At 73.2% G+C, this 12848-nt stretch carries 12 protein-coding genes; 6 read left to right on the plus strand and 6 right to left on the minus strand.

Annotation, left to right across the window (positions count from 1 at the left end; all coding sequences use genetic code 11):
* The first annotated feature begins 15 nt into the window (after nt 1-15).
* The gene (locus JD77_RS03410) at nt 16-297 is read left to right on the plus strand and encodes a hypothetical protein (protein WP_145772997.1); all 282 of its coding nucleotides are present in this window, start codon (nt 16-18) and stop codon (nt 295-297) included.
* Between the two features lie 31 nt (nt 298-328).
* Here the strand turns inward: JD77_RS03410 and JD77_RS03415 are convergent, their stop codons facing one another.
* Nucleotides 329-1870: an NYN domain-containing protein gene (locus JD77_RS03415; protein WP_145772998.1), complete on the minus strand. Its 1542-nt coding sequence runs from the start codon at nt 1868-1870 to the stop codon at nt 329-331.
* A gap of 127 nt (nt 1871-1997) precedes the next feature.
* Here JD77_RS03415 and JD77_RS03420 point away from each other — a divergent pair, with 127 nt between their 5' ends.
* From JD77_RS03420 to JD77_RS03440, 5 genes are all read left to right on the plus strand, one after another.
* The gene (locus tag JD77_RS03420; protein ID WP_145772999.1) at nt 1998-3755 is read left to right on the plus strand and encodes a DEDD exonuclease domain-containing protein; all 1758 of its coding nucleotides are present in this window, start codon (nt 1998-2000) and stop codon (nt 3753-3755) included.
* A gap of 126 nt (nt 3756-3881) precedes the next feature.
* Nucleotides 3882-5675 carry a RelA/SpoT family protein gene (locus JD77_RS03425; RefSeq protein WP_145777404.1) on the plus strand — a complete coding sequence of 598 codons (1794 nt, stop codon included), beginning with the start codon at nt 3882-3884 and terminating at the stop codon, nt 5673-5675.
* Nucleotides 5676-5728: 53 nt separating this feature from the next.
* A complete protein-coding gene (locus JD77_RS03430) occupies nt 5729-6268 on the plus strand; it encodes an NUDIX hydrolase (RefSeq protein ID WP_145773000.1) in 540 nt (179 codons plus the stop codon).
* Nucleotides 6269-6348: 80 nt separating this feature from the next.
* Nucleotides 6349-7173, plus strand: coding sequence for a sugar phosphate nucleotidyltransferase (locus JD77_RS03435; protein ID WP_246140511.1), 825 nt, complete (start codon nt 6349-6351; stop codon nt 7171-7173).
* Nucleotides 7174-7287: 114 nt separating this feature from the next.
* A complete protein-coding gene (locus JD77_RS03440) occupies nt 7288-7575 on the plus strand; it encodes an Lrp/AsnC family transcriptional regulator (RefSeq protein ID WP_145773002.1) in 288 nt (95 codons plus the stop codon).
* Between the two features lie 68 nt (nt 7576-7643).
* Here the strand turns inward: JD77_RS03440 and JD77_RS03445 are convergent, their stop codons facing one another.
* From JD77_RS03445 to ctaE, 5 genes are all read right to left on the minus strand, one after another.
* Nucleotides 7644-8336 carry a DUF4142 domain-containing protein gene (locus tag JD77_RS03445; protein WP_145773003.1) on the minus strand — a complete coding sequence of 231 codons (693 nt, stop codon included), beginning with the start codon at nt 8334-8336 and terminating at the stop codon, nt 7644-7646.
* Between the two features lie 185 nt (nt 8337-8521).
* On the minus strand, nt 8522-10147 hold the full coding sequence (gene qcrB, locus JD77_RS03450) for a cytochrome bc1 complex cytochrome b subunit (protein ID WP_145773004.1): 1626 nt from the start codon (nt 10145-10147) through the stop codon (nt 8522-8524).
* A complete protein-coding gene (qcrA, locus tag JD77_RS03455) occupies nt 10144-11235 on the minus strand; it encodes a cytochrome bc1 complex Rieske iron-sulfur subunit (protein WP_145773005.1) in 1092 nt (363 codons plus the stop codon). Before qcrA ends, qcrB begins: the two co-directional genes overlap by 4 nt.
* Nucleotides 11236-11275: 40 nt before the next feature.
* A complete protein-coding gene (gene qcrC / locus JD77_RS03460; protein WP_145773006.1) occupies nt 11276-12112 on the minus strand; it encodes a cytochrome bc1 complex diheme cytochrome c subunit in 837 nt (278 codons plus the stop codon).
* 70 nt (nt 12113-12182) lie between these two features.
* A complete protein-coding gene (ctaE, locus tag JD77_RS03465) occupies nt 12183-12782 on the minus strand; it encodes an aa3-type cytochrome oxidase subunit III (protein ID WP_145773007.1) in 600 nt (199 codons plus the stop codon).
* Between the last annotated feature and the right edge of the window lie 66 nt (nt 12783-12848).

The following is a 12848-nucleotide window of genomic DNA, read 5'->3' on the forward strand; positions in this document are numbered from 1 at the left end:
GAGAGCGCCCATCCTATGAGGCGGGCGCGGCCCGGCGCCGACATGGCGGTGTGTCCCGCGCTGTCCGGCCCGCCGAGGCCGCGCGGTCGCAGCCGCGAGCTGCGCTTCGTGGAACTGTCCGAGATCGCCACGGTGCCCTTCGTCGCGGCGGCCCGAGGGCACGACCGCCGTGCCGCCGTCCGCGCCTTCCGTCAGGTCGCGGCGACGGTCGCGGGCCGCCTGCACGGCATGTCCGCGCGGGCCGGCGGCGGACCGCACCGGCTGGCCGGCGTCGGGGCGGGCCGGGCCGGCGGCTGAACCGCGAGCGGTGTCCTCTCCCGCTCGGGGATCAGGAGCGGGCCAGCCGGCGCAGCAGCGAGTCGGCGCCGAGCGGGTACGCGCCGTGCCGGCGTACCCCGTCGGCGACCTCGCGGTCGGAGGAGACCACCACCACCGGGCGGCCGGGCGGTTCGGCGCGGACCAGCCGGCGGATCAGCTCGTCGGCGGTCTCCCCCTTGCGGGAGAACAGCACCCGCACACCGCGCGGGGACGGCGGCAGCCCGTGCATCCGCTCGGCCCCGTCGAAGACCACGGTGACCTCGTCCCCGGTCTGCGCCGCGATCCCACCCAGCCCGGTGATCAGGCGCTTGCGCTGCTGCTCCAGCGACATCTCGCCGAAGCCGCGCTTGGTGACGTTGTAGCCGTCGACGACCAGGTGCGCCTTCGGCAGCGCGAGGAGCTGGTCGAGCCGGGCCGGGTCGTCGGTGTCGCGGGCCCGCGCGGCGGCACCGGCCGGGGTCGCCGCCGACCCGTCGGCGAACGCGTCGGCGACGAAGTCGGCGGGGAGCCGGTCGGCCGGGTCCAGCGCCAGCTCCCGGCGCAGCCCGACGGCGGCCTGCCCGATCGTCTCCAGCAGCAGCCAGAGCCGGGCGTCGTCGACGGAGCGGGCCTCCTTGGCGCTGGCCCGGGCCACCCCGGCCGCGGCCTCCGCCTCGGCCAGCCGGGCCCGCGCCCGGCGCAGCTCGGCGTCCGCGTCGGCCGCCGCGCGGGCGGCGCGGCCCCGCTCGGTGGCCACCATCTCGGTGGCCTTGCGCTCCCGGGCCTGCGTCTCGCGCAGCGTACGGGCGAGCTGGCGGGCCTCCTCGCGGAGCTGGCCGAGCTCCTCGCGGACCCGGGCCAGCTCGTCGCGCAGCTTCTCGGCCTCCACCCGGGCCACCGCCCGGTCGTGCTCGGCGCGGGTGGCCCGCTGCTCGGCCTCCCGGATCAGCTCGTCCACGAGGGCCCTGTCCGCCTCGGCGCGCACCGCGGCCCCGCTGGCCTCGATCAGCTCCCGCCAGCCCCGCGGCCGGACCAGGTAGGCCAGGGCGGCCACCTCGACCGGGTCGGCGGCGGCCGGCGCGGTGCCCTCCACCACCGCCGCGCCGAGGTCGCCGGCGTCGGCGAGCACCCGGGCGGTGATCCGCTGCCGGAACAGCGGGTCGGCGGTGAGCTGGGCGGCGATGGCCGGGGCACCGAGCCGGGCCCGACGGTTGGGGGCGAACTTCGCCACCCGGCGCAACGGCACCGGGATCTCGTCGACGGGCAGGCCGGGCAGCATGGCCGCGGTGAGGGCGACGATCCGCTGGCGCACCGGCTCCGGCAGCGTCGGCTCCGGCTCGGGCGCCGGCTCCCCCGCGCCGGCGTGATCCGCCGTGCCGGCGTGGTCCGACGTGCCGGCGTGATCCGACGTGCCGGCGTGATCCGACGTGCCGGCGTGGTCCAACGTGCCGGCGTGGTCCAACGTGCCGGCGTGATCCGACGTGCCGGCGTGATCGTCCTCACCGGTGTGGTGCACGGCGCCGACCGGCTCCTCCCCCGGGAGGCTGTCGTCGTGCGGCTCGGTGAGGGGCATGTGGCAAGTCTCCCACCGCGACCGGGCCCACCGCCGGGTGAGTGAGCCGATCTCTCATCCTACTGCGGTGGTGGCCAGAGGGACCGGTGGGACGGGAGTGTCGGACCGGGGGTCTACGGTGCCGCACGTGGGCGGAGCGGAGTACGTCCAGCAGGCGCTCGCCGGGCTGGACCCGGCGGCGGGCGACGGGGTGGACCCGGCGCTACCGCTGTACGCGACGACGTTCGTGGTGGTCGACCTGGAGACCACGGGCGGCGCGCCGGACGGCGGCGGGATCACCGAGATCGGCGCGGTGAAGGTGCGCGGCGGCGAGGAGCTGGGCGTGCTCGCCACCCTGGTCAACCCGGGCGTGCCGATTCCGCCGTTCATCACGGTGCTGACCGGGATCACCCAGGCCATGCTGGTTCCCGCGCCGCCGATCGAGCAGGTGCTGCCCAGCTTCCTGGAGTTCGTCTCCGACGCCGTGCTGGTCGCCCACAACGCCCCGTACGACGTGGGCTTCCTGAAGGCCGCCTGCGCGAAGCACGGCTACCGGTGGCCCAACCCCCGGGTGTTGGACACCGCCGCGCTGGCCCGGCGGGTGCTCACCCGCGACGAGGTGCCCAACCGCAAGCTCGGCACCCTTGCGGCATACTTCCGCACGGCCACCCAGCCGACCCACCGGGCGCTGGCCGACGCCCGGGCCACCGTCGACGTGCTGCACGGGCTGATCGGCCGCCTCGGCGGGCACGGGGTCGACACGATCGGCGAGGCGATCGAGTTCGCGCGGGCGGTCACCCCGACGCAGCGGCGCAAGCGGCACCTCGCCGACGGGCTGCCGAGGGTCCCCGGGGTCTACATCTTCCGGGCCGCCGACGACCGGCCGCTCTACGTCGGCACGTCCGGCGACATCGCCACCCGGGTGCGCAGCTACTTCACGGCCTCGGAGAAGCGGGCGCGGATCTCCGAGATGCTCGCCGCCGCGGAGCGGGTGGAGGCGGTCGAGTGCGCCCACTCGCTGGAGGCGGAGGTGCGCGAGCTGCGGCTGATCGCCGCGCACGCCCCGCCGTACAACCGGCGGTCGAAGTTCCCCGAGCGGGTGGTGTGGCTCAAGCTCACCGAGGGGCCGTACCCGCGGCTGTCGGTGGTCCGCTCCCTCTCCCCCGGCGACGACGCGTACCTGGGGCCGTTCGGCTCGCGCCGGGCCGCCGAGCTGGCCGCGGCGGCCTTCCACGACGCCGTCCCGCTGCGCCAGTGCACGCACCGCCTGTCGCTGCGCGCGGTCACCCCGGCCTGCGCGCTGGCCGAGCTGGGTCGCTGCGCCGCGCCGTGCGAGCACCGGATCACCCCGGAGGAGTACGACCGGCGCGCGGTCGCGCCGTTCCGCACCGCCACGGCGAGCGACCCCCGGGTGGTGGTGGACGCGCTGCTGGCCCGCATCGAGGCGCTGGCCCGCGACCAGCGGTACGAGGAGGCGGCCGTGGTGCGGTCCCGGCTCGCGGCGGTGCTGCGGGCCACGGTACGCATGCAGCGGCTGGCGGGCCTGACCCGGATCGCCGAGCTGGCCGCCGTCCGGCCGGCAGCCCGGGGCGGGTGGGAGGTCGCGCTGGTGCGGCACGGCCGGCTGGCCGGCGCCGGGGTCTCGCCGCCGGGCGTACACCCCCGACCGACGCTGGAGGCGGTCCGGGCGACCGCCGAGACGGTCCCGCCCGGGCACGGCCCGGTGCCCCGGGCGTCCGCCGAGGAGTCCGAGCGGATCCTGTCCTGGTTGGAACGACCCGAGACCCGGCTGCTGGAGATGTCCTCCGGTTGGTCCTCTCCGGTCACCGGCGCGGGCCGTTTTCGGGGCCTGCTGAGCAAGGCGGAGTCCGCCTCATCCCACCAACTCTCGACCGAACGCCCATGACCAAGTGACCGATCGGACTACGTCGACTCCCTTAGTCTGTTAAGGAAGTGCAGTCCTGCCCGTTTCGTGGGCCTGCTCCCGGTTGCCGCCTGGCGACCGCGGGGCCGGGGTGAGGAGGTGTCCCTCGTGGACGTCGACGCCGGACGCGGCGCCGCCCTGGGGGGCGCGCTTCCGACCCAGCCTGGCGAGCTGCCCCTGGCCCGGCGGCTGCGGTCGCTGCTGAGCTGGCCGAGCACCGATGGCGACCCGGTCACCCAACTGGTCCGCACGCACCGGGCCATCCATCCCGACACGGACCCGTCGGTGCTGCGCCGGGCGTACACGATCGCGGAGAACATGCACCGCGGCCAGTTCCGCAAGAGCGGCGAGCCGTACATCACCCACCCGCTCGCGGTCGCCCAGATCTGCGCCGAGCTGGGCATGGACGCCACCACGCTGGTGGCCGCGCTGCTGCACGACACGGTGGAGGACACCCGCTACACCCTCCAGGCCCTCGCGGAGGACTTCGGCGGCGAGGTGGCCCACCTGGTCGACGGGGTGACGAAGTTCGACAAGGCGTTCTACGGCAAGGCCGCCGAGGCGGAGACGACGCGCAAGATGATCGTCGCGGCCGGCAAGGACGTCCGGGTGCTGATCATCAAGCTGGCCGACCGGCTGCACAACATGCGCACCCTCGGCGTTCGCTCGGCGGCGTCGCGGGAGCGGATCGCCCGCAAGACGCAGGAGGTGCTCGTCCCGCTCTGCGACCGCCTCGGCATCCAGACCCTCAAACGCGAGCTGGACGACGTCGTGCTGCTGCATCTGGAGCCCGAGGAGCACGCCCGCATCGCCCGGCACGTGCACGACCGGCCCGGCTGGGACGCGTACCTCGCCGACGTGGTCGCGCGCGCGCGGGTGGCGCTGCGGCGCGGCCGGGTCGACGCCCAGGTCGCCCCGCGTCCCCGCCACCTTTACTCGATCTGGAAGGACACCGTGGCCGGGGGCCACACCGTCCCCTACGACCTGCCCCGGATCGTGATCGTGGTGGACGGCCCCGCCACCGACTGCTACGCGGCCCTCGGCGCCGTGCACGGGCTCTGGCGGCCGGTGCCGGGCCGGTTCAAGGACTTCATCGCCTCCCCGAAGAACAACCTCTACCGCTCCCTGCACACCACCGTCCTGGGGCCGAAGGACCGGACGGTCGAGGTGCTGATCCGCACCGTGGAGATGCACCGCTCGGCCGAGTACGGCATCGCCGCCGACTTCCGCTTCCCCCGCCCGGCCGGCGCTGCCGCCGCCGCCCGGGCCGAACAGCTCGCCTGGCTGCGTCGGGTGCTCGACTGGGAGCAGGAGGCCCCCGACCCGGCCCAGTTCCTCCAGTCGCTGCGCTGCGACCTCGCCGAGGCCCAGATCCAGGTGGTCGCCGAGGGACGGCAGGTGGTGCTCCCGGCCGGGGCGACCCCGGTCGACGTGGCGTACGAGCTGGGCCCCGAGCGGGGCGACCACTGCCTGGCGGCGCGGATCAACGGCCGGCTCGCCCCGCTCTCCTCGGAGCTGGAGGAGGGCGACGTGGTGGAGATCTTCACCGAGTCGGACGCGGAGAGCGGCTTCGAGGCCGACGTCGCCCCGCGCGGGCCCCGCCGGGAGTGGCTGGGCTTCGTCAAGTCCCCGCACGCGCAGATGCAGATCAACCGGTGGTTCGCCGAGCACACCGAGCCCGGCATCTCGATCGCCGACAAGGTCCGCCTCGGCCGGGCCACGATCGGGCTGGCGCTGCGCAAGCACGATCGGGGGCTGGCCAGCGACATGCCGCTGCTGCGGCTGTCCGAGGAGCTGGGCTACCCCGACCTGGAGACCATGCTGGTGGCGGTGGTCGACCGGGCGCTGGAGCCCGACGCCGTGGTGCGCCAGCTCATCGACCTGGTGGATCACCGGGAGTGAGCGATCTTCCCCCAGGCCGTCGGGCACCCGCTGGCGGGCACTAGCCTGGACCCATGATCCCCCGCTCGCGCGCCACCGGACGGGCCTTCGCGTACCAGGTCTTCTACCGGCTGCCCGTGCCGCTGCGGCGCCGACTGGTCCGGCTCGCCGTGCCGAAGTACATCGTGGGCGCGGTCACCCTGGTCCGCGACGCCGAGGCCGACGCCCCCGGCCGCCTGCTCCTGCTGCGCCAGCCGCCCGGGCACAGCTGGACGCTCCCGGCGGGGCTGCTGCAACGCGGCGAGGCCCCGGTGGTGGGCGCGGCCCGGGAGCTGTTCGAGGAGAGCGGCGTCCGGCTCGCCCCCGAGCGGCTGCGTCCGGCCGTGCCGAACGCGGTCGTCCACGCCAAGGGCTGGGTGGACGTGGTCTTCGAGGCTGAGGTGCCCGCATCGACCACGGAGCTGAAGGTCGACGGCGCGGAGGTCTTCGAGGCGGCCTGGCACCCGCTGGACGACCTGCCCCGGCTGAGCCGGGCGACCGCGAACCTGCTCGGGTACTACGGCATCGGGCCGCGCGCCGGCGAGGTGCCGCCGCCGGCCGGCCCACGGCAGTGACCGCCCCGGGCCGCTCCGCCGGTGCCTCCGGGCCGGCCGGTCCCGGGGCGGGAAGCGCGGGGCCGGAGGTCTGCGCCGTCGTGCTCGCCGCCGGTGAGGGGACTCGGCTGCGACCGCTCACGGAGCGGGTGCCCAAGGCGCTGTGCCCCGTCGGCAACGTGCCGCTGCTCGACCGGGCGCTGGCCCGGCTGGCCGGGCTCGGCCTCACCGGTCCGGCCCGGGTCGCGGTGAACGCCTGCTATCTGGGCGAACAGGTGGTCGCGCACGCCGCCGGCCGGGCGCACCTGTCGGTAGAGCCGGGTGCCCCGCTCGGTACCGCCGGCGGCGTGGCAAACCTGCGGGACTGGATCGCCGGCCGGGGCGTCCTGGTCGGCAATGCCGACGCCTACCTCGCCGACCCCGCCGCCGCCCCGGGCCCGGACATCGCCGCGCTGCTGACCGGCTGGGACGGCGAGAGCGTACGGCTGCTGGGTCGGCCCGCCGCCGATCCGGCCGCCTCCGGCGCCTTCAGCGGGCACCGGTTCGTCGGCTTCTCGCTGCTGCCCTGGCGGCTGGTCCGGGGCCTGCCGCTCGAGCCGGCCGAGCTGGTCAGGGCCCTCTGGCGGCCCGCCGAGGCGGCGGGCGCGCTGACGGTCGTGCCGTACGCCGGCACGTTCTACGACACCGGCACGCCGGCCGACTACCTGGCGGCGAACCTGCACGCGGCCGGGGACGGCAACCTGGTCGACCCGACGGCGACGGTCACCGGCCGCTGCGACCGGGCCGTGGTGGGCGCGGGGGCGCGCGTCCGGGGCGAGGTCAGCCGGTCGGTGGTGTGGCCGGGGGCCGAGGTGGACGCCGGGGAGCGGCTGGCCGGGGTGATCCGCGCCCCGGGCGGCCTCACGGTCGCCGCCGGCCCCCGCTGAGCCCGACCCGACCGAGCCCGCGGGGCAGCTGTGCCGGCGGCAGGCCAACCCGACGAACGCCGACGGACGGCGCACTAGCATGGTCGGCGTACACGCACGACGAAGGGCGGACCATTGATCACCGCGATCGTACTGATCGACTGCGCCACCGACTCGATCCCGGAGGTGGCCGAGAACCTGGCCAACCTGCCCGGTGTCAGCGAGGTCTACTCGGTGGCCGGGCACGTCGACCTGATCGCCATGGTCCGGGTCCGGGAGTTCGAGCAGATCGCCGAGATCATCGCCGGCAGCATCTCGAAGGTGCCCGGCGTGGTCAAGACGCAGTCCCACATCGCCTTCCGCGCGTATTCGCAGCACGATCTGGAGGAGGCGTTCGCGATCGGCCTGGCCAGCGCCGACTGACCGCCGCACCCCCGGAAAGGCGGTAGCCAGCCCACCGGGCGGCGGGCTGGCTACCTGGGCGTACGGCGTCAGCTGACGCCCGGGGCCGGGGACTCGGTGGTACCCGGGGCCGGGGACTCGGTGCCCGGGGCCGTCGACTCGGTGGCGCCCGGTGCCGGCGACTCGCTGGTGGTACCCGGGGCCGGGGTGCCCGTGCCGCCCGGGCTGGGCGTGCCGCTGGCGCTGGTCTGCGGGACCGGGATGCCCAGGGTCTGGGCCAGGGCGGTCAGCGCGTCGAGGTGCGCCTGGAGCACCGGCAGGGCGTTCTGGGCCAGCTGGACGACCGACTGCTCGCTGCCCTGCGAGATCTCGGTCTGGGTGGCCTGGACGGCCTGGACGTGACCGGCCAGCTCGTCGGTCACCCACTGCTTGTCGAATTCGGCGCCGCTGAGACCGTTCAGCCGGTCGATGATCTTCTGCTGGTCCGCCGTCGGCGAGCCGGGCAGCTGGACGCCCAACTGCTGGGCGGTGCTCTGCACCGTCTGGTCCAGCTGGGTGTGGTCCGTGACGAACTGGGCACCCAGGTCCTTCACCTGCTGGTTCTGGCCCTTCTGCTGCGCCAGGTTTCCCGAGGCGATCTCGAACAGGTTCACCTGGTGCAGGGCCTGCAGGTACTGGGTGTCCTGCGTCGACGGCTGTGCCGCGGCCTGCGCCGCCGCCGCGGGCGCCAGCCCGACCACCACCAGGGCGGCGAGCAGTCCGAGGCGTTTGAGACCCAACATCTTTCCCCCCCTTTTCCGTTGGACCGCACGGATACCCGGCTGAGGAGGATTAACCCTGCCAATCCGCAGCCGCGCCCCCGCGCGGCACCGGAGCGCCCCGGGCGGGCGGGAGTGATCCCGGGGCGGAAAACGGACGTGGCGCCCGTCGGAGGTCCGACGGGCGCCACGTGCGACTCGGGCGAGGGTCAGCGATGGCTCTCGCCGCTGCTGATCTCCTCCCGCGCCGGCCGGGGCTCGACCGGCGGGTGGCCCGGCGAGACCGGCGCCTCGGCCGGCTTCTCGATCGGGAAGAAGAAGCCCCGGATGGCGGGCCCGAGGGCGCCCAGGCGGTTCATCTTCTTGGGCACCACCCAGCCGACGTACTCCAACTCGCCGTGGCCGTCGTGGCCGGCCGCGGTGAGCGGCTGGTGGATCTCCTCGAACCGGCCGTCCGGCAGCCGCCGGATGATGCCGGTCTCCACGCCGTGGGCCAGCACCTCACGGTCGTGCTGTTGCAGGCCCAGGCAGATCCGGTACGTCACGTAGTATGCCAGCGGCGGGACGATCAGCAGGCCGATCCGGCCCGCCCAGGTCATGGCGTTCAGGCTGATGTGGAACTTGTCGGCGATCACGTCGTTGCCGCCCGAGAGCGTCAGGACGATGAAGAACGCCACGGCCATCGCGCCGATCGCGGTCCGCTCCGGGGTGTCCCGGGGGCGCTGCAGCAGGTTGTGGCTGCGGTAGTCCTTCAGCCGCCGCGCCTCCAGGAACGGATAGAGCGTCGAGAGGCCGACCAGGATTCCCGGCAGCACGACCGTGGGCCAGAACAGCGGCGGGATGACGTACCCGTCGCCGATCGGAATGTTGATCTCCCAGGCCGGCATGAGGCGGGTCGAGCCGTCGAGGAACATGACGTACCAGTCGGGCTGGCTGGCGGCCGAGACCACCCACGCCTCGTACGGGCCGAAGTACCAGATCGGGTTGATCTGGAACAGGCCACCCATCAGCGCGATCACGCCGAAGACGACCATGAAGAAGCCGCCCTGCTTCAGCGCGTACCGCGGAAACATCCGCTCGCCCACGACGTTGCCGTTGGTCCGGCCGGGGCCGGGCCACTGGGTGTGCTTCTGCTTGAAGACCAGGCCCAGGTGGGCGCTGATCAGCGCCACGAGCAGGCCGGGGATGAGCAGCACGTGGGCGATGAAGAACCGGCTGATGATGATCTCGCCCGGGAACTCGCCGCCGAAGATCGACGAGGTGACCCAGGAGCCGATCACCGGGATCGACAGCATGATGCCGGAGGCGATCCGCAGACCCGTGCCGGAGAGGCCGTCGTCCGGCAGCGAGTAGCCGGTGAAGCCGGCGAGGAAGCCGACCCAGAACAGCAGCGAGCCGATGATCCAGTTGGTCTCGCGCGGCTTGCGGAACGCGCCGGTGAAGAAGACCCGCAGCATGTGCACGACGATCGCGGCCATGAACAGCAGCGCCGCCCAGTGGTGCATCTGCCGCATGATCAGGCCGCCCCGGACGTCGAACGACAGGTCCAGGCTGGAGGCGTAGGCGGCCGACATCGGCGTGCCCCGCAGCGGGGCGTAGCTGCCGTTGTAGACCACCTCGGTCATCGACGGCTCGAAGAAGAAGGTCAGGAAGACACCGGTCAGCAGCAGCACGACGAACGAGAACAGCGCGATCTCGCCGAGCAGGAACGACCAGTGGTCCGGGAAGACCTTGTTCAGCAGCCGGCGCAGCGGGGTGGCGACCTGGAAGCGCTCGTCCACCCCCACCGCGGCCTTGCCGGGCACGGCTGCCATGTCCAACTTACGACGCTTCACGGCCGCTCCCAGAAGTCAGGCCCGATGGTCTCGGTGTAATCCGACCGCGCCACGAAGAAGCCCTCGTCGTCCACCTCGATCGGCAGCTGGGGCAGCCGCCGGCTGGCCGGGCCGAAGACCGGCCGGGCGTTGTCGGTGATCAGGAACTGGGACTGGTGGCACGGGCAGAGCAGACGGTTGGTCTGCTGCTCGTACAGGCTGGCCGGGCAGCCCGCGTGCGTGCAGATCTTGGAGAACGCGGCGTAGTTGCCCCACATGTAGCCGCCGTGCCCAACCCGCTGGTTGGCCTCCCGGGACTTCTGGGCGTCCGACTCGCGCAGGTGGATCAGCAGCGTCGGGGAGTCGGCGTGCTTGTTGCTCACGCCGTGCTCGATGCCCGGGAAGACGGTCAGCTGGCCGCCGGCGCTGATGTCGGCCGGGCGGATCGGCCGGCCGTCCTCGCGGACCAGCCGCACCGGCCGGCCGCCGTTGTTGCTCGGGTTGAACCCGGTGGTGAACATCTGGTTGTTCTTGTGCGGCTGCGAGATCAGGCCACCGACCAGCGGGGCCGCGACGACCGCACCCACCGGCAGGAGACCGGCGACCAGCGAGACGCCCAGCAGCGGACGGCGCTTCACGCCCATCTCGTCGGCGAGGTACAGCATCGTCTCGCCGGTGATCCTGCGATCGTCCGGGGAGAAGGCGCCCTCGTGCCGGTCCTGGATCGAGACCTCCTTGGGCAGCAGCTTCTTGCCCCAGGTCAGGATGCCGAAGCCGACGCCCAGCAGGGCCACGCCGAGGGTGAGGCCGAGCAGCGGGGTGTAGAGCTTGTCGCCACCGCGGCCCGGCTCGTACTCCCACGGCCACCAGATGTAGACCACCAGGAACGCGGTCGCGGCGAGGCCGGTGAGCAGGAACATCGCGGCGACCGTACGGACCAGGCGGCGCTCGGCCCGGCTGCCCGGGACGACCTGCGGCTCGTAGTGGACGATCTCGATGTCGTCCCGGCGCGCGCCCTCCTGCACGATGTCGAACCGGCTGAACCGGGGGTCGTGCACGTCGAGCGGCTCCCGGCCCTGCTGGGCCTGGTGCTCGGTCTGGGTGCTCATGCCGCCACCTCACAAGCGCTGAATCGAAGGATCCGCCCGGTCACGACTTGCCCGCAATCCACAGGCTGGCGAAGACGAGCGCGACGATGCCGATCAGGAAGATGGCCAGGCCCTCGGTGGACGGCCCGTACCGGCCGAGGTTGAAGCCGCCCTGGTCCTGGTCGTGCTTCAGGGTCTCCTGGATGTAGGCGATGATGTCCGCCTTCTGCTCCGGGGTGATCTGGTTGTCCCCGAAGACCGGCATGTTCTGCGGGCCGCTCAGCATCGCGGCGTAGATCTGCCGGTCGCTGGCGGGACGCAGGCTCGGCGCGTACTTGCCGGAGGACAGGGCGCCGCCGCCACCGCCGAAGGCGTGGCACTGCGAGCAGTTGATCCGGAACAGCTCGCCGCCGGCCGCCAGGTTGGCGCCGTTGCGCAGGTCACCCTCGGGGATCTGCGGGCCGCCGCCGAGCGACTGGACGTACTGGCCGAGCTGGCGCACCTGGTCGTCGGTGAAGACCGGCGGCTTGCGCATGGCCTGGGCCTCCTGCCGGGCCATCGGCATCCGGCCGGAGCTCACCTGGAACTCCACCGAGGCGGAGCCGACGCCGATCAGGCTCGGGCCACGACCCTCGACACCCTGCGCGTTGCGGCCGTGGCAGCTCACGCAGCTCACGTCGAACAGCGCCTTGCCCTCGGCGGCGGCGCCGGTGAGCGGCGGGTTTTCCTGCGCCTGGACGCCGGGGGCGAAGACGGTGTAGGCGCCGCCGGCCAGCGTGAGCGCGGCGATCAGGCGGAACGCCGCGCCCAGCCGGCGGCGGCCCCTGCTGCGCGCTGCGGGCCGCCCGCCGCGCAACCGCGCGAGCAGACCGCGTCGGCGGTCGTTGTCAGAAGTCATGACCTGTGTCCTTAAGGGTGGGACTTGTCTCAGGGACGGGGCAGCGGCGCGGTACGTGACGCCGCCAAGATCACTGGAGCCAGTAGATCATGGCGTAGAGGCCGATCCACACCACGTCGACGAAGTGCCAGTAGTACGACACGACGATCGCCGAGGTGGCCTGGGCGGGGGTGAACCGGCCCATGGTCGTGCGGATCATGAAGATGATGAAGGCGATCAGACCGCCGGTCACGTGCAGGCCGTGGAAGCCGGTGGTCAGGTAGAACATCGACCCGTACCCGTCTTCGTTGATCTTGACGCCCTCGTGCACCAGCTCGCGGTACTCGTTGAGCTGGCCGAGCACGAAGATCAGACCCATCACGAAGGTGACGGTGAACCAGCGCCGCAGGGCGTGGACGTCACCCTTCTCCGCCGCGAACACGCCGAGCTGGCAGGTCACCGAGGACAACACCAGGATCACCGTGAAGGTGGTCGCGTACGGGATGTTGAGGTGCTCGGTGTGCTTCGCCCACTGCTCCGGCGCGGCGGCGCGGATGGAGAAGTACATCGCGAACAGCGCCGCGAAGAACATGAGTTCGCTGGAGAGCCACACGATCGTCCCGACACTGACCATGTTGGGCCGCGTCAGGGAGTGGATCCGGCTCTTGTCAATGGCTGGGGCCGCAGTCACGCGGTCATTATTGCCCTTGACCACGGCCGGCGATCAGCGGGGGGCCAAACCGGTGGGATCCGTGGC

This window comes from Micromonospora olivasterospora (genome assembly GCF_007830265.1).
GTDB lineage: Bacteria > Actinomycetota > Actinomycetes > Mycobacteriales > Micromonosporaceae > Micromonospora > Micromonospora olivasterospora.

What these genes read in the sequence shown, in the direction of transcription:
- JD77_RS03430 (WP_145773000.1), top strand. Translation starts at nt 5,729, where the DNA reads ATGATCCCCCGCTCGCGCGCCACCGGACGGGCCTTCGCGTACCAGGTC.
- JD77_RS03415 (WP_145772998.1), bottom strand. Translation starts at nt 1,870, where the DNA reads ATGCCCCTCACCGAGCCGCACGACGACAGCCTCCCGGGGGAGGAGCCG.
- JD77_RS03410 (WP_145772997.1), top strand. Translation starts at nt 16, where the DNA reads ATGAGGCGGGCGCGGCCCGGCGCCGACATGGCGGTGTGTCCCGCGCTG.
- qcrA (WP_145773005.1), bottom strand. Translation starts at nt 11,235, where the DNA reads ATGAGCACCCAGACCGAGCACCAGGCCCAGCAGGGCCGGGAGCCGCTC.
- JD77_RS03445 (WP_145773003.1), bottom strand. Translation starts at nt 8,336, where the DNA reads ATGTTGGGTCTCAAACGCCTCGGACTGCTCGCCGCCCTGGTGGTGGTC.
- qcrC (WP_145773006.1), bottom strand. Translation starts at nt 12,112, where the DNA reads ATGACTTCTGACAACGACCGCCGACGCGGTCTGCTCGCGCGGTTGCGC.